Here is a 23,711-nt window from a genome sequence, read left to right as displayed (position 1 = left end):
TATATCCATCAAATATCCATTTTATTTCCCGGGTGAATGGCGCACACTACGCGCCAGTTAAAACGCAGGTAGATCAGGTGATTGGACGTCTTTCAGGGGTGCTGCTGGAAAAGCAGGCTCCGGATTTGTTGCTGGATGTGCAGGGGGTCGGTTACGAAGTTCAGGTGTCTCTCACCACCTTCTTTACCCTCCCTGAGGTCGGGCAAGCGGTAACCCTGCACACCCACTTTGTCACCCGTGAAGACGCCCAACTGTTGTACGGTTTTTCGGAGCTGCGCGAGCGAGAGCTGTTTCGTACTTTGATTAAAGTTAACGGTGTGGGCCCCAAAATGGCGCTGTCCATTCTCTCGGGTATGAACCCCGAAGAATTTGTGCGCTGCGTTGCCAATAATGATGTCACTGCTCTGGTGCGTTTGCCGGGAGTGGGTAAGAAGACCGCGGAACGCCTGGTGGTGGAAATGCGCGACCGCCTCAAGGACTGGGGCGTGAGCGGTGAAACGCCTGCAATGGAACAGATGGCGCCTGGGCCTTCTGTCAGCGAAGAGGCAGAGAGTGCGTTGGTGGCCTTGGGCTACAAACCTCAGGAAGCGGCACGGATGATCAGTGCCGTGGCGAAAGAAGCAGATAACCCGAGTTGTGAGGCGCTTATCCGTTTGGCGCTTCAGAATCTGGTAAAGTAGGCCGTTATCTAACGCAATGGCTGTTTTTTCACTGTTTTGTATTTCCTTTAGCGGCGCCTTTCGCTCAGCGCAGGCCCTAAGCAATATGACACAATAAAGATACTTCGCTACGCTCGAAACCGCATAGCCTGACATCACCGATGATCGAAAAAGACCAACTGGCCACAGACAGCCGCCTTGTTTCCCCCCAACTGGCACCCAGCGAGGAACGGGTTGACCGCGCTATTCGCCCGCTCAGCCTCGAAGATTATGTGGGCCAGAGTGCGGTTCGCGAGCAGATGGAAATTTTTATTGGCGCAGCGCGCAATCGCAACGAACCGTTGGATCACACTTTGGTGTTCGGCCCCCCGGGGCTGGGTAAAACCACCCTTGCCAATATCATCGCCAACGAGATGTCGGTGGATTTGAAGACCACTTCAGGCCCGGTGCTGGAAAAGGCGGGCGATCTGGCGGCACTGATGACCAACCTGGAAGCGGGGGATGTGTTGTTTATCGATGAGATACATCGCCTCAGTCCGGTGGTGGAAGAGATCCTCTACCCGGCCATGGAAGATTACCAACTGGATATTATTATTGGTGAGGGCCCAGCGGCCCGCTCCATCAAGCTGGATTTGCCGCCCTTTACTTTGGTGGGCGCCACTACCCGCGCCGGGTTGCTAACCTCTCCGCTGCGCGACCGCTTTGGCATTGTGCAGCGGCTGGAGTTTTACTCAGTGGAAGACCTGACCAGCATCGTTGCCCGCTCCGCTCATATCCTCAATATTGCCATGGAGCGAGACGGCGCTTTTGAAGTGGCCCGCCGTGCTCGCGGCACTCCCCGCATCGCCAATCGCCTGTTGCGCCGGGTGCGGGATTACGCCGAGGTCAAAGGCGATGGCACCGTGACCGCAGACATTGCCGACCAGGCTCTGAACATGCTCCATGTGGATCAATCCGGTTTTGACCATATGGATCGCCGCTTGCTGCTGGCGATGATTGAAAAATTTGATGGTGGCCCGGTGGGTGTGGACAGCCTGGCTGCGGCCATTGGTGAAGAGCGCGATACCATTGAAGATGTGCTGGAACCCTACCTGATTCAACAGGGCTTCATGATGCGCACTCCCCGGGGCCGGGTAGCCACCACCACCGCTTATCAGCACTTTGGTTTGCAGCGCCCCGACGACGCCCAACAGAGTCTTAGCTAAAGGTTTTCCATGGCCAGTGAATTTACCTTGCCCCTGCGGGTGTATATCGAGGATACCGACGCCGGTGGCATTGTCTACTACGTCAATTACCTCAAATTTATGGAGCGCGCGCGTACCGAGCTGCTGCGCAGTTACGGCTACGACAAGCCGGCGTTTTGGGCAGATAACCTGATGTTTGTGGTGCATTCGGTGGATGTGAATTACCGGCGTCCGGCGCAGCTGGACGACCAGCTCGAGGTAAGTGCCACCATACACAATCTGGGGCGCACCTATTTTGATGTGGCTCAGCAAGTGCGCCGTGGTGACACGGTGCTCTGCGAAGGTACGGTGCGGGTGGCCAATGTCACCCGCGATGGTATGAAACCAAAGGCGATTCCCCAGGAAATGCGGGATCGGTTGATGAGTAACAACTCAAACAATAATTGGGAGTAACAGTGACCGAACAACTTTCACTTTGGGAGCTGATCGCCGAGGCATCTTTTCTGGTGCAGGCGGTTATGTTCTTGCTGGTTTTGGCATCGGTGGTGTCGTGGGTGATGATTATCCAACGGGGTATGTACCTGCGTCAGGCCCACGGCCTGTTTCGTGATTTTGAGCAGATGTTCTGGTCAGGTGTCGACCTCAACGAACTGTTTCGTGAAGGCAGCGAACGCTTGCAGAACAATCGCATCGTCGGCGGTGCCGAGGCGGTGTTTCGGGCCGGCTTTCGCGAGTTTAATCGCCTGACCAAAAAGGGCGGTACTGACCCGGATGCCATCATCGAAGGTACCGAGCGGGCCATGCGCGTGGCACTGTCCCGGGAAGAGGAAAAGCTCAACACCAATCTGCCGTTTTTGGCCAGTGTGGCGTCCACCAGCCCGTACATCGGCCTGTTTGGTACCGTGTGGGGCATTATGCAGTCCTTCCGTGGCCTCGCCAATGTGCAACAGGCGACACTGGCGGTGGTCGCTCCCGGTATTTCAGAGGCATTGATCGCCACGGCTATGGGTCTGTTCGCGGCCATTCCCGCAGTATTGGCGTTCAATCGCTACTCTGCTCAGGCGGAAAACCTGTTTGGCGGCTACCAGACGTTTGCAGAAGAGTTTTCCAGCATTCTTCACCGCCGGGTGCACAGTAAATAACTATGGCCATCCACGTTAAAAAGCCCAAGAAAAAGCTCACCTCCGAAATCAACGTAGTGCCGCTGATTGACGTGATGCTGGTGCTGTTGATTGTGTTTATGGTGACTGCCCCCCTGTTGATGCAGGGGGTAAAAGTGGATTTGCCGGATGCCAATCCAGCACCGCTGGAAGATCAGGACCAGGACCCGCTGATCGTATCGATCAAAGCGGACGGCAGCTACTGGATCCAGGTGGGCAGTGATGATGGTGAGCAGAAGCAGGAAAAGCTGCCAGTGATTATTGATCGGGTGGGCAAAATCCTCCGCCAGGAGCCGAAAACACCGGTGTTGGTTTGGGGGGATACCCGTGTGGACTACGGCTCAGTGGTGCAATTGATGACCGAGCTGCAAAATGCCGGGGCCGAAAGTGTCGGTCTGGTTACTGAACCGGCCAATAACTGATCGGTTGCTGTGACGATGATGGGCAAATGGTTTACCTACTCAACTGCAACTTTGTGCAGCGTGGCATTGCATGCGGGGCTGATTGTGTTGGTGGTGACTAAATGGGTGCCCGACGAGCCGGAGCGCAAAATCGTTACCCCCAAATACATTGACGCCAAGCTGTTGCAACTGACAGAGAAAGAAAAGCCAAAGCCGAAAAAAGACAACAGCGCCGCCAAGCGCCGGGAACAGGAACGGCAAAGAAAGTTGGCTGAAGACAAGCGCCGCAAAGAAGCCGCCGAGAAAAAGCGCAAACAGCAAGAAGCGGAAAAGCGCCGTAAAGCCGAAGCGGAAAAGAAGCGCAAACAAGCCGAAGCGGAGAAAAAACGCCAGGAAGAAGCAGCCCGTAAAAAGCGTGCGGAAGAAGCCCAGCGCAAAGCCCTGGAAGACGACCTTTTCAGCGAGTTGGACGAGGACCTGGAAGGGCAGATTGCAGAAAATGATGAACAGGTGGCCAGCAGCTACAGCGGCTTTATTCGCCGTCGCGTCTCTGGCAACTGGAGCCGCCCCCCCAGTGCTCGTCTGGGTATGGAGGCAGAAGTATTGATTCAGCTGGTGCCCACAGGCCGTGTGGTGAGCATACGGGTAGTGAAGTCCAGCGGCGATGCCGCCTTTGACCGTTCAGTGGAGCAGGCGATTCGAAAGGCAGACAGTTTTCCTGAATTAAAAAATGTGGAAGCCCGCGTGTTCGAAAAATATTTCCGTAACCTGCGTATGGTATTCCGTCCAGAAGATTTGAGGATATAAGCAGTGAAGCAATTGAAAAAACCGGTACTAACGTTTTTGGCGGCGATTTTGTTGATGCCTGCTGTGACGATGGCTGAATTGACCATTGAAATTACCAGTGGTGATGATAACCCCACCAAAATTGCCATTGCGCCTACTTCTGTGCGCGGACTCTCCCTCAGTGACAGTATCAGCTCCATAGTCGCCGCCGATCTGACCCGCAGCGGTTTGTTTCGCACCATACCTCAGCGGGATATGCTGTCGTTTCCATCGGCAGCGCGCCAGGTGCGCTACCGGGACTGGAATCTGTTGGGGGCGGAGTATTTGGTGGTGAGCCAGGTGGCGCCCAGAGAAGGCGGCCAAATGGCAGTGACCTTCAGCTTGATGAATATCACTGCTCAGAAGGCGGTATTTACCACCACTTTGAACGGCAATCCCAGCTCAGTTCGTAAAATGGCGCACATCATCAGCGATAAGGTGTATGAAGAAATTACCGGTATTCGCGGCGCCTTTACCACCCAGCTCTTGTATGTGACCTCAGAGCGTGGTGTTAACCGCAAAAACGTTTTCCGCTTGATGCGGGCCGATGCCGACGGTGCTCGCGAGGTGGAACTGTTGCGCTCTTCGGAGCCGATCATGTCGCCAAGCTGGTCTCCCGACGGCAAAGAAGTGCTGTATGTATCCTTTGAGAGCGGCCGCTCTGCCATTTACCGTCAGAATATTGCCACTGGCCAAAGCGAGCAGCTAACCAACTTCCGCGGCATCAACAGTGCTCCCGCCTGGTCCCCAGATGGCAACAAACTGGCGATGACGTTATCCAAGGACGGCAATCCGGAACTGTACCTGTTTGATTTGCGCACCCGGCGCTTCACCCGGCTGACACGGCAACCCGCTATTGATACCGAACCCACCTGGATGCCCGACAGTAAACACTTGCTGTTCACATCCGATAGGGGAGGTACTCCACAAATCTACAAAATGAACGTTGTCAGTGGTAAAGTGCAGCGTTTAACCTTCCGCGGCCGTTATAATGCGCGCGGCAGACTGGCCCCGGATGGCCGCACTCTGGTGATGGTTCACCAGGATGACAGTGGCCGATTCCATATTGCCGCTTACGATTTGGTGAGCAAGTTGTTCCAGGTATTGACGTCCACCAGCCTGGACGAATCGCCCACCGTTTCTCCCAACGGTGCCATGGTGATGTATGCCACCAAGCGCGGTGGTAAAGGGGTACTGGCAGCGGTATCTCTGGATCGAGGGGGCAAGTTTTACCTGCCCGCCCGGCGCGGTGATGTGCGCGAACCGGCCTGGTCGCCTTTCTTGAGGTGATGGGCCGCTGGCTTGGCCAGCAACATGCAATGTATTTGTTAACCAGGGGGTCATGCCCCGACTATTATGAAGTCACAGGAGACTGAAATGAAACATGAAAACCTGAAGCTTGGCCTGATGGGCGCACTGCTTTCTCTGGTGTTGGTCGGTTGTACCACGCCAGATGACAAAGCGGGCGGCGCTACTAGCCAGGAAACAGTGCAAGATGACACCTCTGCTACTCGCAATCCCGGTGATCTGGATTCCGGTGTTGGTGTTTCTGAGCAAGACAACGACCCGCTGGCTGGTGTAGACACCATTTTCTACTTCGACTTCGACAAAGCGGTACTCAAGCCTGAAGCTCGCGAAGCTCTGTCTGCTCACGCAGAAGTGCTGCGCAACAGCCCACGCAATGTTCGCCTGGAAGGTCACGCCGATGAGCGTGGTACTCGTGAGTACAACCTGGCCCTGGCTGAGCGCCGTGCCAATACCGTTCGCGATTACCTGCTGCTGCAAGGTGTCAACGGTTCTTATATTGAAGTGATCAGCTACGGCGAAGAAGAGCCTGCGGTATCTGGCAGCGACGCCGAATCCTACGCTCTCAACCGTCGCGTAGAGCTCAAGTAAGACAAACCTGGGGCTCGCGATATAAATCGCGGGCTCTGCATTTTTGTTAATGAGTGCTATAAAATAGCGCGCCGGTCAATGGGCCTGCGCGCTATTTCTGTTATCAGCTATTTGGAAGTTCACCTGCTATGAAAGCAACACAGTTGTTATTGCTCGCCTCACTTTGCTCCTTCAGTGCGTTGGCCGCCCGTGCGCCCGTGGAAGAAATTCCCGTTAACGGCCAAAACAGCGGCCCTGCCCAGTCTGGCCCCAACCAGCTGCAAACCGAAATGTTTTACCAAATACAGGCGTTACAGGAAGAAGTACGCCAGCTGCGCGGTTTGATTGAAGAGCTGAATTATCAAGTGGATGAGCTCAAACAGCGCCAGCAGGACGACTACCTGGATCTGGATCGCCGCATCAGTGCAGCGGGCACAGCGCCTGCTGGTCAGCCGGGTGGTGTTACTGCTCCCGCCGGAAGTACTCCCGCCAGCCAGCCGTTGCTGCCAGTGGCCGGTGATGATGAAAAGCAGTTGTATGGCCGCGCTCAGAGTTTGTTGAAGAACAAAGAGTTTGATGCTGCCATCAGTGCATTTGAAAATCACATTGCCACTTACCCCAATGGCAAGCTAGTAGCCAATAGTCACTATTGGCTGGGGCAGATCTATACCGTCAAAGGCAATCTGGACAAGGCTGGTCAGGCCTTTGCCCAGGTGGTGAACAAATACCCGGGCAGCAACAAAGCCCTGGACTCGGCATTTAAATTGGGCAAGGTGTATCACCTGCAAGGGGATAACGCGAAGGCCCGTGATTTGTTGGAAAAGGTTGCAGCTGGCAACACCGAAGTGTCCAAGCAAGCCCGCGACTATATCAACACCAACCTGAATTGATGACCGCCCAGTTGAGTACAGCACCCAGCTTACGCATCACCGAGATTTTTCATTCGCTGCAAGGGGAGACCAGTACCACCGGTCTCCCTACTGTTTTTGTGCGCCTTACTGGTTGCCCGCTGCGTTGCCACTACTGTGATACCGAGTACGCATTTTACGGTGGTGAGCGCCAAACTCTGGAACAAATTCTGGAAACGGTGGATGGTTTTGGGGCTCGGCATGTCACCGTCACAGGGGGAGAGCCACTGGCTCAGCCGAACTGCATTCCGCTGTTGCAGCAATTGTGCGACAACGGCTATACCGTGTCACTGGAAACCAGTGGCGCGATGGCGGTGGATAAAGTCGACCCCAGAGTGGTAAAAATTCTCGACTTGAAAACCCCGGCTTCTGGTGAGGTAGAGCGCAACCTCTACGACAATATTGCTCACTTGCAGCCTCACGACGAAGTCAAATTTGTGATTTGCGACCGCCGGGATTACGAGTGGGCGCGTCTCAAAATGGACGAGCTGAATTTGCAACAGCGGGCGCGGGAGGTTTTATTCTCCCCCAGCCAGGGGCAGCTGAATCCCACCGAGCTGGCTCAGTGGATTCTGGATGACAAGCTGGCGGTGCGCTTCCAGATGCAGCTGCATAAAATTCTCTGGGACGATGAGCCAGGCCACTGACAAAATCATCTTCATTGCGAGCACAACCAAGCAAGCTCGTAATGCCAACTGTTGACTCTCTTTTATAGCCATGACCAAAAAAGCCGTTGTTCTCGTTTCTGGTGGCCTCGATTCCACCACAGTTCTCGCCATTGCCCGTAGCCAGGGCTACGACTGTTACACTTTGAGCTTTGACTACGGTCAGCGCACCCATTCGGAATTGGCGGCAGCCAAGCGTTGCTCCCAGCAATTGGGCGCTGTGGAGCATAAAGTGGTTGCGTTGGACTTACGCACTATTGGCGGCTCTGCACTGACCGACAACGACATCGATGTGCCCGTAGAAGCAACGGAAGGAATCCCGGTGACTTACGTGCCTGCACGCAATACCGTATTCCTTTCTATCGCCTTGGGTTGGGCGGAAGTGATCGGTGCCCAGGATATCTTTCTGGGGGTGAACGCTGTGGACTATTCCGGCTACCCGGATTGTCGCCCAGAATTTATCGGTGCTTTTGAAACCTTGGCCAACCTGGCTACCAAAGCCGGTGTGGAAGGCAATCCGTTGCGCGTTCAAACACCACTGATGCAGTTGACCAAAGAGCAAATCATTGCCCAGGGCATTGAGCTTGGCGTGGATTACGCCGATACGGTTTCCTGCTACCAAGCCACTGAATCTGGCGCAGCCTGTGGTGAGTGCGACAGCTGTCGGTTGCGTCGGGAGGGTTTTCAAAAAGCGGGTGTTGATGATCCAACCCGATACCAGTAATGGTGCCAGTATAAGCCGTTACGGCCCTCTCTGGGCCTACCTCTAACATCTACAATTCCTTCTATCGACGTCGACTTCTCAAGCAATTTGGGGAGTCATAAATGTTCTATACAACTGAAATCTAAACGAACAAAAAACGTCATTTTTCTGAAAGGCCAAGATAATCAAACGGCAATGCCCAGCCGTTATATTCCCCCCAGCATCACGCAGCTTGTGATGCTGTTGCACCAGAAAACCAGCCGTTTCGGCAAAAAAATAGACAAAACCTTCAGGCATTTCACTCATTTATTGAAAGACTCAGAGGCAAATAATCATGGTTTCAAGCAAACAATCGCTTTTGGCAGGGGGCATACTCCTGGCAGCTACTCAAGTGGCAGTAGCCGGCGACCGTAAAGATGGGGATATCTTCTTCTACCCGCTCACACAGTCAGCCGCTGTTGCTACTGTGGTCGCCGATGAAAATGGCGAAAAAGAATCACACTTCAATGAAATTAATCACCCTTGGCAAACCCCTCCCGGAATGTCTCAGGTAAACCTGACCAGCATGAGCGAGATTGAGGCCAACATCAATCAATCTGTGGTTCGTGTACCGGGTTTGGGCCGTGGCGCCTCCATGTGGGATATGGTGTCTTACGACCCTTCTGGTCGTTATGTATTTATTCCTCACGAAACCGCTATGGGAGCTGGCGTAACACGTTATGACAGTGTTGAAGATGAAGCGGTAGTGCTGTTCTCCGGTGATGGGCAGGGCGCTCGTGGCACCTTGGATGGTTGGGGTGAAGAAGGCAGCCCTACAGACTTTGGTGCTTTCGACCCGTCTACCTTTACGCCCAACCGCACTTTGCTGTTAGCGGAAGAATGGTCAGGTCAGGGCCGTGTGATTGAAGTGCTGGATCCACTGACTGCTGGTGAAAACACCGCCATTATTCGCGAGTTGACGGGTATTCCCAACGTTGCTCACGAAGGTCTGCGTTTCAGCCACGACGGCAGCACCTTGTACTTTGTTGACGAGTGGAATTCTGGCTCTCTGTACAAAATTGTGTTCAACAATAAGTACGATTACTCCCAGGGTGGCACTACCTACGTACTGTCTGTGAATAACTTCGAGAAAAACGGTGGCGATGCGTCGCTGAACTGGAACGAAGGCAATAACGAAGACATCCGCACTGGTCGTGCTACCTGGATTGAGCTGACTGGCACCACCATTGACCCGCTGAAAAACGGTGTTTCCAGCTCTTGCAGCAATGAAGCCACGTTCGGTGGACGCTGTGCTACGGATGAAGTCGGTGGTACGCCTTACGGTCGCCCGGAAGATATGGAAATCAGTACTTTGGCCAACGGTAGAACCGTTATCTACTTCGCTGCTACTTCAGAGAACACCGTCTACAGTGTTGTTGAAGGCCGCCGAGGCAAGAGGGCACGCGTCAAGGTTCTGGCCAGTGAAGCGGATACCCCTAAAAACAAGGGCTTTCCGGGTACGACTGCGGTTTTGAATTCACCGGATAACCTGGCTCAAGACGCTTACGGCAACATCTTCATTATTGAAGACCAGCCCAACGGTGGCGACCGCGGCGGTGACATCTGGTTTGTTCGTGATACCAACCGCAATGGTAAGGCCGAGTCTCTGGACCACTTTATGAGTGTTGTTGCTGATGGCGCCGAAGCAACTGGCATGATCTTCAATCCGAACAAACCCGATGAGTTTGTTGTTTGTGTTCAGCACCCAGACAGCACCGACTTGAGTGTTTACCCGGAAGGCTTTGGTGATGCCCTGTGGAAATTTGATATCTCCGAGATTGCCAACCCCAGCGAAGATCGCAAGGGCAAAAAAGGCAAAAAGCATCACGACTATTACAAGAAGTATCACACGTACTACAACGGTTACTACAACCACAAGTAACCCTCTGGTACTGCAAGCTGCCTGCAGCGATGTGCTGATACAGCGTCAATAACCACATTGCTCAGCGGCTACTTTCACGGTGCCTGTCTTTTATCAAGCAGGCACCGTTCTTTTGTGACCTTACAGCTGATTCGACGTTATGCAGACACTTACTCTTCTGGTATTGATTTTCGCCGCACTTGCCCTAACGGCGTGCACTCAGACCAACAGCGACCTGGCAGAAGCCACAGCTCAGTCAGCCAAGCCTGCGTACCATGAGCAGACTATTGATATGCTGCGCTCCAGTGATTCGGTAAAGCCACCGACGTTGCCAGTGCACCCTGTCACAGCGGCTTATAATCGCGAGGCGATTATTCCGCCAATGTGCTACACAAAAACCGAAGGCACCCATAACCCTTGCTATGTTTGCCACCAAAACCCGGTGAAAGGACGCGAAAACACCATGTCTGATGGCGATTTGCAAATTGCCTATAGCTTTAGCGATATGGGACTGAAAAACCACTGGAAGAATCTGTTTGAAGATCGCAGTCATCGAGTCGAAAAGATATCCGATGGAGAAATTATCGACTGGGTCAATCAGGATAACTATTCAGAGCTGGCCGACCGCCTGCAGCAAGTGGTATTTAATGGCTGGGTGCCCGACCTGGAAGGCCTGCAAGAAGGTGCAGAGGCATTCGATAAAGAAGGTTTTGCCAAAGATGAAAGCCGCTGGGTGGCATTTAACTACAAGCCTTTTCCCAGTACGTTCTGGCCCACCAACGGCAGCACGGACGATACCATGATCCGGCTTGCTGAAGATTATCGCACCAACAGTAAAGGTGAATACTCCCGCGATGTTTACCTGGCCAACCTGGCAATTACCGAAGCCAACCTCAAACAGCTCAACGAGATAACCACTTTCCCTATCAATGAAACTGTTATTGGCAAGGATCTGGATGGCGATGGGCGTTTGGCGACTATTGAAAAGATCACGGTGTTAAACCAGTACGTGGGCGCTGCCGAAGCGCATTTTCTGCAAGCGGGCACCTACCCTCAAGGTACTGAATTTTTGCACACGGTGCGCTACCTGGGCTTTGGCGATGATGGTCAGGTAAAAACATCGCGGCGAATGAAAGAAGTCCGTTACATGAAAAAACATGTATCCCACCCGTTGATCGCGCTGCAGGAGTACTACCGAGAGGAAGGCTACGAAAAAGACGCGGGTTACCTGCCGGGCTACACCAATCTCCGCGACCATGGCCTGGATAATGGCATGGGCTGGTCAGTCAGCGGTTTTATCGAAGATCGCCACGGCAGTTTGCGCGCCTATACCTATGAAGAGAATCTATCGTGTATGGGCTGCCATAACTCCATTGGGTCAACCATCGACAAAACCTTTTCTTTCCCTCGCAAGCTGGATGGAGCTGCTGGCTACGGCTACATAGATTTAACCAAAATCAAAGATGTGCCCAATCGTGGAGAAACCAAAGGCGAATTCCTGACCTACTTTGAACGGGTAGGGGGTGGTGGTGAATTCCGCAGCAACCCGGAAATGCAAAATCGCTGGTTCCATAAAGATGGCACTGTTAAAACAGATAGCCTGCTTGGGGCGAGCAGTATTTATGACATTATTGTGCCGTCACGGGAAAGAGCACTAACCCTCAATAAAGCCTATAGAGTGATTGTGGAAGATCAAGACTATATCTACGGCAAAGACGCGACCGTGGCTCCTCCTGAAAATGTTTACAGCGAAGTAGACAATAAAACCTCGCCGACTTTGCCCTCGGAGAAGTTTTTTGAGTGGGACATTCGGCTGGATTGGGGGGATGGTTAGTGGAGGGGTGAGTATACCCCTCATCAAGCCTTTATAAAGTAAAGAGCAGGAAAGCTGACTCGCAAGATGGCTACCCAATTGGGTAGCCATTTTTTGTGAGTAATGGGTTCCAGGGATTGGTATACGGAAACTCTATAAGTGATAGGGGGCTCATAGGTTTTGCGGGTTTCAAAAGCATGCACAATTTTAGTTGCCTGCCAGAAGAACTAAACGGTTGTTAGCATCATTGTTGAATTGATTATTCAAATGACTTGAGTTTGTCATATTCTTTTGGTTTACTGCGCGGCGAATGTCCCATTGACGGGGCGTATGGAAACAATGCTAGGCATTTCAGGTAGGGGAAAGGGTTAAACGGAGCCAGCTTCAAGCTGAAAAGCGCTGTACTTTAATAGTATTGGCGCGGGCAAGCTCTCACTAATTCCAACTAATAAACCACCATAATCGAAGTTCTCTCACGCTTATAGCTGAGGGTATATATGTGGTGGTCATATCCTTCTCGGAATGCTCTCAATCTATCTTTTGAGGGACAAAATCTTGAAAAGCCTACTAAACACCAGTGGTAGATTGCCAGTGAAGTGCGAGCTGGACGGCATGGTATATCGGCATTTGATGTATTCCAAAAGTCAACTTAGCTATTAATAGGCAAAGGCCTGGTATAGACATAAGCGTGCGAAAAAATTTTCCAATTCAGCGGAGTAGAGAGGCTTTGATGCCAACGAAAATATTATCTGTCAAAGCCTTTATTGTTGCACTAAGCCTCATACTATCCAGCACTTGCCTGGCTGAGAGTGTCGATGTGTCTGATGTTGAGATTGTTGAAGTTTACATCAATAGCACTGGTCGAATGTTGATGAAAATTGAAGGTTTGCCGGAATGGCTAGAAATAGGTCATGCAGGCAATCCACCTGCAGATGCTCTCTATAGCACTGCATTAGCTGCCAAATTGGCAAAGCAAAAAATCTGGATTCGGTATTGGACTCAGGGCGATGATTTTTCAACAGTAGGAATCATTAGTGTCCGATGAAAACGCTCAAACTGTTAGTCGCTACCGCTTTTTATCTGGCAGCTCTGCCTGTTAACGCAGCAGACGGAGCAATAAATGCAGGAGTTGTTACTAAAGTCAGGGCTTATGAAGCCTCTGATGGATCTACAAGGGTATATCTACAAATTAATGGGAAAAATCGTGTTGGCCCTAACCCAGATGCGCCCTCGGTCAATTGCGAATTATGGACTTACACCAAAGAAGTATTTTCTATAGCGCTCGCCGCAAAAGCATCCGGTAAAAAAGTGAATATTCGATACATCCCTCGTGGTAATGGTGATGATGCATTTTGTATGGTGAGATATCTAGAGGTTATTGACGAATGAAGCTTATAGCCATAATTACATTTTTACTTATGAATGCATTTTCAGTTTTTGGTATGGCTGCAACCCCCGCTTGGCATACTTCTAAAATAAAAAGCGTATACCCTCAAGCAAATGGACGAGTTGTGTTTACGTTCGTTGATGACGCACCATCATGTCCGAACGCCAATTCGCCAAAATATCACTACTTAAGTGTTGGAGACAACGGTGTCACTCAAGAAGGTCTAAACAATATGTTAAGTGTTGCTTTGACTGCAGCTGCAACTGGTCGAGAGGTTGCTATCAATTTCGATGCCGATACAAATGGTTGTCAGATCAATAGGTTATTAATTAACTTTGAATAAAAATGAATTGCTCAATTCAAGGAACGATAATGAAAAAAATCTCTAGATATCTATCTGCGCTCTTTATATTGGTTTGTTGTGCCTGGCAGCCTGCGTACGCAGGTAAACCAGCCTGTAGCTCGTCCTACGGTGGATACTGCTATTACGACGGATACGTCAGCAGAATATATGTAAATGCAAGTGGTTTGATTCTGCTTTATTACGATACGCTTTTTGATAGTGAACAGAGTGCTGATGTCGCAGGGTTTTCAATAAGTAGCAGCGGCCGTCATGCAGCAGCTGTTGTGATTTCGGAAAATCCAGAATTTGCAAAACTTTTTTATTCAACGGCTTTGTCGGCTCAGGCAACTAAAAGAAAGATATCTATCCAGATGAGAAATACCACGAGTGGGTATTTAAAGGCTGATCGTATTTGGCTTGCTGAAGAATAAAAGATATGAAAAATATTTCAAATTTTATTGAAAGTAATCAAAGTGCAGGCAGTGTTAAGAGTATTAAAATTTAATGGAATAGCCCTATTTTTGTCAATGTTACTTTCACCCTGGATGCTACAGGCAGCACATTCGCGCAGTGGGAATCTGGAAAACGTGTATATCAGTAAATACAACCAAGTGACTGTTTTTTCTACTTGGCAGAATCAGTACAAGATGATTTGCGATTTAGATAGTGAGTGGGGCGAGGTTGGCATCGAATAATGTCAAAAAAGTTGGTATTTATTGCTTAAGACTGCTGTGGTTAGTTATTCACTAGCGACTATTTACTATCGGGGTTCATTCTCAATGCTCTGCCTTACCAATATACGGCGATGCGCCTTCTCCGAGTTATGTGATGCTAACAAAAAACTGATCACACAACGGAATAGAGCTTTCAGTAAAAAATTTTCAGCTTAGGCACTAAACAACAATTGCCTGAGTGACCTTGAGTTGGAACTAAAGAACACAATCGGGAAATAGCTATGATGGATGTCAAACGCGCAGTTGGTTTGTTTTTTCTGGCAACCACCTTTTTGGCTGGCAGTGCCAGTGCAGTAGAATTTGGTAGTAACGACTACGAAGTCTATAGCGGCAATCTGAATAACGATGGCTGTGAAGATATTTACCTCAAAGCCAAAGAGCGCGTGATATTGATCACTGTCGATATTACGACGCCCATCCTGATCCCCCCTGCTGGCAGCAGCTACAAGATTCTAAGTTCCGTAGTTGATAGCCAGTGTACCTACCCAGATGCCAATATTTTGGTGGATGAATCAATTGATGTAGCTAGCTTGACTGTAGGTGGCTATCAATACGTCAGTCGTGATTTCAACAACGACGGTATCTCAGACGCTCGCCTTTTACCGGCTGTATCTGAAAATGCTTCCTTGATAATTGCAGGTGGAAACTCCCCATCTTTCCTAGATACCATTGTTCCGCCTGTCCCGACCTTTAACAGCGTTGTGCCTCCAAATATGGCGTGGAACGGCGTTGAATATGCGGACTGGTATAACATTCAACACCGCGTGAATGGTGCAGCATGGGTTCCTACAACACTGAAGGATTCGCAGGGATATGTGGGTGAAAATATCACAACAACCTCAGGAATACATTTATCTTTTGAAGGTTTACCAACAGGGCAATATCAGTATCGAATTCGAGCATGTAATGCGAGCTTCTGTAGTAGCTACAGCGCCCCTACAGAAGAACTGGCTGTAATTCGTACACCAAGCAGACCATCTGTTCACGTTGAAGGTAATACAACGTCGGCAACTGTATATTGGCTAATAACAGGAGGGGGTGCTGGAAACTATGAAGTTGATTTGCGGTATAACAGTGGTGATTTTAGTCCGATAAGCTTTGATGCACAAAGTAGGACGGCTGTGCTAAATAATTTGGCTATAGGTTCTTATACAGTACGTGTAAGAACTTGTGTGGCAGGGTTAGGCTCGCAAGACTGTTCTAGCTATGACCAAGAATCGTTTCGTATAGATGAATCTGGCTTTGTTGCAGCCTTAATCGAACCCGACTTGTCTAGCAAAACTCCGGCGGCTATACCGACGGTTCCGCAATCGGATATCAACTCTACTGATACCATTGGTACACTCCCAGGTGAGTTCAATGTGGATGCGTCTGGTTCTGCTACCTACAGCATTCCCATAGAGGTTCCGGCAGGCAGCGGTAATACCACACCAAACCTTTCCCTAAACTACGCCAGCCAAAGTGGCAACGGCTTATTAGGTATTGGTTGGAGCCTTGGTGGAACATCACAGATCACTCGTGTGCGGCAAACGCTTCAGCAAGATGGTGAAGCCAAAAAGCTATCTTTGAATGCAGATGATCGCTTTAGCCTGGATGGGCAGCGACTTATTATGATCTCTGGGCATTCCTCTTATGGGGATCCAGGCTCAGAATACCGCACAGAAATTGATAGCTTCGTCAAAGTTTTCGCCCATGGCGGTACAGCAGGGGCAGGTGCACCTGACTACTTCGAAGTGCAACGCCCGGATGGCAGTATTACTTTCTATGGTGGTGCTGGTTCTCACAACTCAGAACACCTTGTTCCTGGAACAAATGATGTTTATTCCTGGAAGATCGAATCCTATAAAGACAGTTCCGACAACTTGATTGCCTACGGTTACGTGGGGCAATCTGACAATACGGGGCATCGATTAGAGCGTATTGATTACGCTTTTGATAGCTCGAATAACCGTGCCTCCCACAACGCCTACGTCATATTTGATTATGGATCTTCAAATCGTGCCGATCCTTACCGTATGACGATTAACGGCTCTACTTCCAATTACCTCCGCCGTTTGCAAGAAATACGCTCCTATAGTAAGCACAGTGGACAGCCTTATTCTGAATATAGGCGTTATGAGCTGAAATATTTAGATGAAAACCTTTCGGCGAATCAAACTAGCCGACTTGAAAAGGTTTCAGTTTGTGTTGGTAATCAATGCCTACCTGCAACTAGCTTCGATTGGCATCAGCCGGTTAATACTGAGTTTGAATCCACTCCAGATACTGTTATCAATTTTGAAAATAGTGATGGTGACGATGACATCACCGCCCAAGAGTTTGGCGACATTAATGGTGATGGCGTTCTTGACTTCATTTGGGTATTTAGTAGTCAAGATCAACATGATGGTGGCTATGATCGGCATGAAGTGAGATATCTACTTGGCGGTGTTAACCAGGTAATGAAAGGCTCTTCTAGTGACGTTCTTCTAAATGGTGCAGGTAATCAGAGATCTAAACTTGCAGTAGTTGATGTCAATGGCGACGGTCGTTCAGATGTGATGTGGTACCGCCACAATCAGTGGGTTTGTTTCCTTTCAGAACCTCAGCCTAATGGAACTTGGGCATTGAATAGAAGCTTGACAAACGCACCCTTCAATCTTCCAGGAGAAGAAGATCTCGTTTTTGCAGATATCAACTCCGATGGATTAGTGGATGCTGTATATGAGACCAATAAAAATATTTATGTTCGCTATTTGGCGAAGCGTTCAGGTGAATCAGAAAGCTCTAAGTTATTTTATGACTTTGGGTCACCTAATTTACTCAGTTCGTTTGTTAATGACAGCGGTGTAGATACCGTTTGGGTTGAGTCATTTTCTGATATAGATATGGATGGTCGAGCAGATGTAATAGTTGCCACCGAGACAAGCGAATACCAGCACCAGCATATAGATCTTAGGGCAGGAGAATCTCCGATTAATTCCTTATACGGTGATGGAAGACCAATTCGAGTGCGTAGCAGAGAGTACTTTTCAGTGACCCCTGATGGTTATAAAAACAGTATAGGTAAGTATTTCAATGGTTTTTCTAGTCCACACTTTTTGTTATATCTTAACCCTTCTTCAATCTCTACAGACGCGAATATAGGTAGTGTTAATCTCTATGCGGATATGCGCTATGAACCATATTTGCGCCAATATGCAGACGTGAACGGAGATGGGGAACAAGATATTCTTGAAATTTCCTCTCAATATTATGAATGTTTCAATGATGGAATTATAAACATTTTTGAAACTTGCAGAGATGGCGCAGGACTTGGATCATTAACATATCTTGAATCTTATCTGATTACGTTAACTCTTTCCGGGAGTAACGATAAAATAGATCTAACTCCGCAGCTGAGACCTTATGCCTTTTCTACTATTAGAAATCCTGTTGTTCTCACCCGGCTGCGCCCTAGGATGGTTGATGTCAACGATGACGGGTACTTAGATTTTGTATTCTTTAATTATGGGCAATTCATAGATAGTGAAGATAACCGACCATATAGTGTGTCTTTTTCAGATAGAAATGGTAATTCTATCCCTGCAGGTTCACTAATGGTTCGAGAGTATGATCCTGTAACAAACGATTTCAAGCATACTAGGCAACTCTTAGGCGGTCTAGACAGCCAAGAGGCTAGTCAAACAGCGACCTACCTAGCTAAACGGGCTTTTGGTGACTTGAATGGTGATGGAATTAAGGACTTTGTCTTTTCAGATGCCTTGGTTAATAAATCAGGCTTCTATTTGTCAAAAATCAAAAATGTGCCGACCAATAAAATTCATAAGATTACTAATGGTCTGGGGGCTGCCATTGATTTGACTTACGAATCTTTGGCAAATACTGATAATTACACCCGTGTTGATCCAAGTGACTCACAAATCAGCAATAGTGAGTTTTATTCTACGCTGAATGCTGGACTGGATTTACTAGGTTCTGTGCATACTTTGGGAGATGATGCCAATAATGACGGTATGAAAGACCCGGTGCTAGAGCTTCATGGTGCTATGTATGTGGTAACAGAAGTTAGAACATCCTCGCCAACAAACGATCCAGATGCAAAACGTACTCACGAATACCACTATCAAGATGCCAGGTTGCAGGCTATGGGTAGAGGCTTTTTAGGGTTTGGTCGTCGTACAGTCAGGGATGTTGAGGCAGATATCAGCACAACAAGTTGGCAGCGGCAAGACTTCCCATTTACTGGGCAGCCAGGGCGTATAGAGATCCGGCGTACGAGTGATAATTTGTTGTTAAGCAGCACAGATAATGTATGGCAATTGAAATTCTGGAATGGAAATGCCAGTGGTGAACTGACGGATTGGATTCAGGATGTAAGTGGCTTGCCCGATGCAGGCGAAGGGTTGTACTACCCCTATTTGCATCAAAGTACTGTAGAGACGTTTAACTTATCCAATGAACCTAGCACAAATAATGGTGGACTCGTTACTCGTCAGGTTACTGAAAATATTCTAGATGGATATGGAAATACTACTGAAACAGTAGTTACAACAACGGAGCATAACTCCGGATACAGTAATAGCTTTAGTAGCACGACAACTTTGACCTTTAATAATCGTTTGGCCGGAGATACTTTTACTGATGAATCTGTGGCCAGATGGCGCGGACTCCCTGATCATCAAACTGTAACGACCAGTCGCAACTTTAGTGCGCGTGCTGGTGCTACAAATACCCAGCCAACTGAAACCTTAGTTACCGCTATGGGTTATAACAGTAACGGGTTGCTGGCAACTCAGGTTGTTGCAGATAACCTGCAGGCCATGTCCGTAACGAGTACTTTTACATATGATAGTTATGGCCAGCTGGATAATACCAATATTACAGAGACTGGAACCGGATACGACGGTGATAGTCGTTCAACATCAGAAGTTTATGAGGGTTCTGGTCGCTATTTAAAAGAAAGCAAAAATGCATTGAATCACACAGTTACTGTACGTGATCGTGATGTTCATGGCCGTCCAGTGGAGATTACAGATGCAAATGGAATAAAGACCTTTACTCGTTACAGTGCCTTTGGACGAGAGTATCTGGATTATCGACAAGATGGCAGTTATACCATCACTACAATAAGCCAAGACAATATTGCCACCTTATGCCCCGCAAATAGCTCCTACTACAACAAAGTGCAAACAGCGGGTGGCGGTGAGAGTATCGTCTGTTATGACATTCTTGGCCGCGAAACACGAACAGCAAGCAAGCACTTCAATGGCCAGGATTGGTCTAAAGTAGATACTATTTACGATTCGTTAGGTCGTGTACACCAAGTTAGTGAACCGTACATTAGTAACAATCCGGTTTATTCAGTGATTCAGTATGATGTATTGAATCGTGTAACCAGTGTCAGTGAGCCGGGACGAGGGTCTACCAGTACCATCTATAACGGACTGAAAACTACGGTTACTTCAGCGCCTACTAAAAACTTCAGCTCAGGTTTAACCAAAACCGAATGGCGCAACGCTATTGGTGAGGTAGTAGAGGTTCAAGATCACATTGGAGGCGTGATTAACTACGATTACGATGCCCTAGGAAATATGAATTATATGGAGAGCGAGGGGCAGACTACTCGTGTGTTTTATGATTCGTTAGGTCGAAAAACACGTTTGGAGGATCCAGATAAAGGCACGTGGAGCTATATCTACAATGGTTTTAATGAGATAACCAGTCAAACGGATGGCAAAGGCCAGATTACAGAAACTCAATATGACGATTTGGGTCGCATAAAAACTCGTGTTGATCGAGATCACCTCAACGCAGTAGTTGGAACCGCAAATTGGGATTATGACCAAGGTAATAAATCGATTGGTCGTTTAAGTGGCCGTAGCCAAAGCGGTAGCGGTGATTATCAACAAACATACACATACGATAATCACGGCCGCTTATCCGTAACGGGAACGTCAATGGATGGCAATGGCCGTACTTACATGGAGAATGTGTATTACGATGAGTACAGTCGCCCACTTTATATAACCGATGCAGCAAATGACCCTGATACGGACACAAACAGTCTTGGTTTTGCCAGCCGCTTGGGACAACAAGGTGTTGAAAACCACTATAACTTACATGGTTATTTGGAGCAGATAAGCTCAACCCAGCGTAATGCAGACGGTAGCCCTTATGAGGTTTATCAAACCATTGATGAGATGGACGCTCGCGGCAATATTGTCAAAACGCAGTTTGGTAATGACCTCTGGACAACTCGTACCTTTGAGCCGAACACTGGGCGCTTGACAGAAATCAACACGCACACTAGCTCTTCGTCTTTGGGCGATCGTCAGGATCTAACCTATCACTGGGATAATGTTGGTAACCTGGATTATCGAGAACAGATTCGCCCAAATAGTGTGACGGTTCGTGAAAGCTTTAATTACGATGGCCTCAATCGTCTTAAGGACTATAGAGTTAATAACGGTAGCCCCATTGTCGTTGAATATGACGCGCTGGGTAACATTGAAAATAAATCAGATGTTGGTAGTGCAGACTATGTGTACACCGCAAGGTCCTTGGATGGTAATGTCCGAAGCGACGCTGTTTCTCAGGTTTCGGGGCCTCACGCAGTAACCAATGTGGCGGGTAGCGATTATCGGTACGATGCCAACGGCAATAATACCAGTGGTGGCAATCGCCAAACTACTTACAGCGTATTTGATAAGCCGTTAACTATTATAAAAGGTGGCCATACCACAGCGTTTGCTTATGGGCCAGATCGTAATCGTTATCGCCGTGTAGATACTGACAGTGCAGGAGTGGTGCGTACTACCTACTATGTGGGCAGTGTCGAATTCACTGAAGATAGCTCTGACAGCACCACCGAAGTTAAGCGTTATATCGGCGACGTGGCCATTGTTACCTTGAAGGTCAACAATACAAGCGGCCTTTATGGCCGGGATATCCATTATCGTCACTACGATCATCTTGGGAGCCTGGATCTAATTACTGATAGTAATGGCGCTATCGTTGATCAGTTTTCATTTGACCCTTGGGGTAAGCGGCGTGCAGCGGTCGATTGGACTCAAATGAGTGAGGCAGATCTTATAGCCTTTACCAAGCGTACGACACCTGTGACCTCCAACTCTGGGCTATTTGACCTGCGCCAGCGCTTCACTCGTGGTTTTACTGGGCATGAGATGCTGGATGAGGTGGGGATCATTCACATGAATGGTCGCATTTATGATCCGCATCTGGCCAGGTTTGTTCAGGCGGATCCGATTGTTCAGGCTCCATTTAATACCCAGAGCCTGAACCGCTATTCTTATATTTGGAACAATCCTCTTAACGGGATAGATCCTAGTGGCTTTATGGGTGAAAAGAATAGTGAAAGCGAATCATCTCCTGGTGGTGATTCATGGTTTAACTTTAGCTTCAATATTAACTTTAGCTTTGGGAGTGGCAGTGCGCGTGGCTTTGCTCGTGTGCGCCCTACGCCGGGTATTAACGATGCAAGTTTTGGGAACGTATCATCAGGATTAGTTGGAGAAAGTACTGCGACAAGGGCAACAAATCTCCCAACTCTGCATGGGTTTCAAGCTCTAAATGCACTTCATGCTGCTGAGGGTAGAGGATTAGAGCTCTCTACGGTTGGAGAAATCTCTGCTTTCTTTGAAATTTTGCAAGAAGAGCGAGTGGCTCAAGGTTTGTCCACAAACGATGTTATGTTGGCTGAAGATCTTGCAGCGATAGGCCAAGCTAGTATACAAATGATATCAAGTGCGCCAGGAGCAAGGGAAACTATAAGGCTGGCGTCTGGTGTGTCTAGGATGGCTCTCGAAAGGTTATTGCGAGAAAATTATCGCAAGTACCTTATCAAGCGTCTTACGGAGCGGCTTAAGGCGGCAGATTCGAGGCAGCTTGCTTTGAATAGGGCCAATGGTGCTGCTTTTGAAAGAGAGGTTATTGAAGCGCTGGGTCATGTTGGTGCAGTCAAAAATAACAAGGCTGTAACCGTTCCATTACTTAGTGGCAAACAAGTGACGACAATTCCTGATTTATGGGGGCGAAGCACCGGAGGTATCCTTGAGATAAAAAATGTATTAGAACTATCAAATTCTGATCAGTTGCGTGCTCAGTTGGCACTGGCTTTAAGAACAAATACGCCATTTAATCTTGTAGTCAGCCCTAGAACCCAAAAGATATCACGCCCTTTGAAAGAAAGTATTGATGATGTTATAGAAAAAGTTGGGGGTGGTATTTATCGATATGATCCGTCAACGGGAGATTTGAGTAATTTTTTATGAAGAAAGAACATGTAAAATTTTCTGCGATAACTATGGGGCAGACTACTGATTGGTCAGTAGGTCGTCGAGTATTAAATGCATTCGGAGATATTAGCCCAAAGCTTCTGCCGGAAACACTCTATCAATGGGAGCAAAAAATAGGTCCATTTGAGTCTGTAGAGAGCACGGAGCCATATTGGGCGTATATATCCAAAATGCGAGTTGACGGATCACTGTCGGAATTTCCTATTGGTCTTCGTTGGAAACGAACACGAGCTGTGAAGTATGAAGCTGAGGTGCGACATACAGATCGTAATATTAAAGGCGATATTATTGAAGGCCGTTTAGATATCTATGCTGAACCACATAAAAAGATCGATTGGGGTGGTTTGGGGGTGAAATTAGGTGAGGCTATGAACGCCAGCGTGGCTATGGCGCATTGTTTTGCATCATTTGATGATCAAAAATATGTACATGGAACCCCGGAAAGTGCTTTTCGGACTTTATCAATTAAAGACGGAAAGATCCCTAACTTTGGTTGGGGGATGTTTTTAGGAGGTGAATTTTCTAAAGAAGTTAAGTTTGATCTTATTTCTTCTGCTGGTTTTATTGTCAAGCAAGCTGCTGAAGGGTTTTGGATACAAGTAACAGAAGATATCAATGATGTAGCGAATAATTTTACATTCTTTTCTCGGCGTCGTGCTGAACTAAAATCTTTGTTTAGAAATGATCTTTTTCTAATTAAAGATGAGCCAGATATATCTTGAAAGTAAATTCTCAGTATCAATGTAAAGCGGAGTTTTTTTAGATAAATTGTGAGTGTAATACAGTTTTAATTTTCCGTGTGTCATAAGTAAACGTTGTAAATCTTAAATTAAGGAAAATGTTTATGAAAAATAAAT

The 23,711-nt window shown here is 48.3% G+C and carries 20 protein-coding genes; 19 read left to right on the top strand and 1 reads right to left on the bottom strand.

Features of this window, described 5'->3' with window-relative positions:
• Positions 1 to 77 precede the first annotated feature (77 nt).
• The 11 genes from ruvA to queC all read left to right on the top strand — a co-directional run bounded on the left by ruvA (position 78) and on the right by queC (position 8,401).
• Positions 78 to 680 carry a Holliday junction branch migration protein RuvA gene (ruvA, locus tag KFE80_06195; protein ID UTW46465.1) on the top strand — a complete coding sequence of 201 codons (603 nt, stop codon included), beginning with the start codon at positions 78 to 80 and terminating at the stop codon, positions 678 to 680.
• A gap of 140 nt (positions 681 to 820) precedes the next feature.
• On the top strand, positions 821 to 1,864 hold the full coding sequence (gene ruvB / locus KFE80_06190) for a Holliday junction branch migration DNA helicase RuvB (protein UTW46464.1): 1,044 nt from the start codon (positions 821 to 823) through the stop codon (positions 1,862 to 1,864).
• Between the two features lie 9 nt (positions 1,865 to 1,873).
• The gene (gene ybgC, locus KFE80_06185; GenBank protein UTW46463.1) at positions 1,874 to 2,296 is read left to right on the top strand and encodes a tol-pal system-associated acyl-CoA thioesterase; all 423 of its coding nucleotides are present in this window, start codon (positions 1,874 to 1,876) and stop codon (positions 2,294 to 2,296) included.
• Between the two features lie 2 nt (positions 2,297 to 2,298).
• On the top strand, positions 2,299 to 2,985 hold the full coding sequence (gene tolQ, locus KFE80_06180; protein ID UTW46462.1) for a protein TolQ: 687 nt from the start codon (positions 2,299 to 2,301) through the stop codon (positions 2,983 to 2,985).
• 2 nt (positions 2,986 to 2,987) lie between these two features.
• A complete protein-coding gene (gene tolR / locus KFE80_06175) occupies positions 2,988 to 3,425 on the top strand; it encodes a protein TolR (protein ID UTW46461.1) in 438 nt (145 codons plus the stop codon).
• Between the two features lie 60 nt (positions 3,426 to 3,485).
• Positions 3,486 to 4,211 (top strand): cell envelope integrity protein TolA, encoded by a 726-nt coding sequence (gene tolA, locus KFE80_06170; GenBank protein UTW46460.1) that lies wholly within the window; start codon positions 3,486 to 3,488, stop codon positions 4,209 to 4,211.
• A gap of 12 nt (positions 4,212 to 4,223) precedes the next feature.
• Positions 4,224 to 5,519 (top strand): Tol-Pal system protein TolB, encoded by a 1,296-nt coding sequence (gene tolB, locus KFE80_06165; GenBank protein ID UTW46652.1) that lies wholly within the window; start codon positions 4,224 to 4,226, stop codon positions 5,517 to 5,519.
• Positions 5,520 to 5,606: 87 nt separating this feature from the next.
• Positions 5,607 to 6,125: an OmpA family protein gene (locus KFE80_06160; GenBank protein UTW46459.1), complete on the top strand. Its 519-nt coding sequence runs from the start codon at positions 5,607 to 5,609 to the stop codon at positions 6,123 to 6,125.
• A 128-nt stretch (positions 6,126 to 6,253) separates the two neighbouring features.
• Positions 6,254 to 6,994: a tol-pal system protein YbgF gene (ybgF, locus tag KFE80_06155; GenBank protein ID UTW46458.1), complete on the top strand. Its 741-nt coding sequence runs from the start codon at positions 6,254 to 6,256 to the stop codon at positions 6,992 to 6,994.
• Positions 6,994 to 7,659, top strand: a complete 666-nt coding sequence (gene queE, locus KFE80_06150; protein ID UTW46457.1) for a 7-carboxy-7-deazaguanine synthase QueE — start codon at positions 6,994 to 6,996, stop codon at positions 7,657 to 7,659. The genes ybgF and queE overlap by 1 nt, the downstream gene beginning before the upstream one ends.
• A gap of 70 nt (positions 7,660 to 7,729) precedes the next feature.
• Positions 7,730 to 8,401 carry a 7-cyano-7-deazaguanine synthase QueC gene (queC, locus tag KFE80_06145; GenBank protein ID UTW46456.1) on the top strand — a complete coding sequence of 224 codons (672 nt, stop codon included), beginning with the start codon at positions 7,730 to 7,732 and terminating at the stop codon, positions 8,399 to 8,401.
• A 78-nt stretch (positions 8,402 to 8,479) separates the two neighbouring features.
• On the opposite strand, the gene KFE80_06140 is transcribed toward queC, so the two are convergent.
• Positions 8,480 to 8,686, bottom strand: coding sequence for a hypothetical protein (locus tag KFE80_06140; GenBank protein UTW46455.1), 207 nt, complete (start codon positions 8,684 to 8,686; stop codon positions 8,480 to 8,482).
• 28 nt (positions 8,687 to 8,714) lie between these two features.
• On the opposite strand from KFE80_06140, the gene KFE80_06135 reads away from it, so the two are divergent.
• From KFE80_06135 to KFE80_06100, 8 genes are all read left to right on the top strand, one after another.
• Complete coding sequence (locus KFE80_06135) at positions 8,715 to 10,301, top strand: DUF839 domain-containing protein (GenBank protein UTW46454.1); 1,587 nt, start codon at positions 8,715 to 8,717, stop codon at positions 10,299 to 10,301.
• 139 nt (positions 10,302 to 10,440) lie between these two features.
• A complete protein-coding gene (locus KFE80_06130) occupies positions 10,441 to 12,114 on the top strand; it encodes a hypothetical protein (GenBank protein UTW46453.1) in 1,674 nt (557 codons plus the stop codon).
• A 709-nt stretch (positions 12,115 to 12,823) separates the two neighbouring features.
• Entirely contained in the window at positions 12,824 to 13,138 is a 315-nt protein-coding gene (locus KFE80_06125) for a hypothetical protein (protein UTW46452.1), read from the top strand.
• Positions 13,135 to 13,482, top strand: coding sequence for a hypothetical protein (locus KFE80_06120; protein UTW46451.1), 348 nt, complete (start codon positions 13,135 to 13,137; stop codon positions 13,480 to 13,482). The genes KFE80_06125 and KFE80_06120 overlap by 4 nt, the downstream gene beginning before the upstream one ends.
• Positions 13,483 to 13,511: 29 nt before the next feature.
• Positions 13,512 to 13,823: a response regulator receiver protein gene (locus KFE80_06115; GenBank protein ID UTW46651.1), complete on the top strand. Its 312-nt coding sequence runs from the start codon at positions 13,512 to 13,514 to the stop codon at positions 13,821 to 13,823.
• Between the two features lie 29 nt (positions 13,824 to 13,852).
• Entirely contained in the window at positions 13,853 to 14,254 is a 402-nt protein-coding gene (locus KFE80_06110; GenBank protein ID UTW46450.1) for a hypothetical protein, read from the top strand.
• 524 nt (positions 14,255 to 14,778) lie between these two features.
• Positions 14,779 to 22,830 carry a hypothetical protein gene (locus KFE80_06105; protein ID UTW46449.1) on the top strand — a complete coding sequence of 2,684 codons (8,052 nt, stop codon included), beginning with the start codon at positions 14,779 to 14,781 and terminating at the stop codon, positions 22,828 to 22,830.
• On the top strand, positions 22,827 to 23,576 hold the full coding sequence (locus KFE80_06100) for a hypothetical protein (protein ID UTW46448.1): 750 nt from the start codon (positions 22,827 to 22,829) through the stop codon (positions 23,574 to 23,576). The genes KFE80_06105 and KFE80_06100 overlap by 4 nt, the downstream gene beginning before the upstream one ends.
• Positions 23,577 to 23,711 lie beyond the last annotated feature (135 nt).

It is taken from the genome of bacterium SCSIO 12696 (assembly GCA_024397955.1).
In the GTDB taxonomy this organism is placed as follows: Bacteria; Pseudomonadota; Gammaproteobacteria; order Pseudomonadales; family Porticoccaceae; genus SCSIO-12696.
Note: the sequence above shows the minus strand (reverse complement) of the source record. Positions and strands in the feature narration are given on the sequence as shown.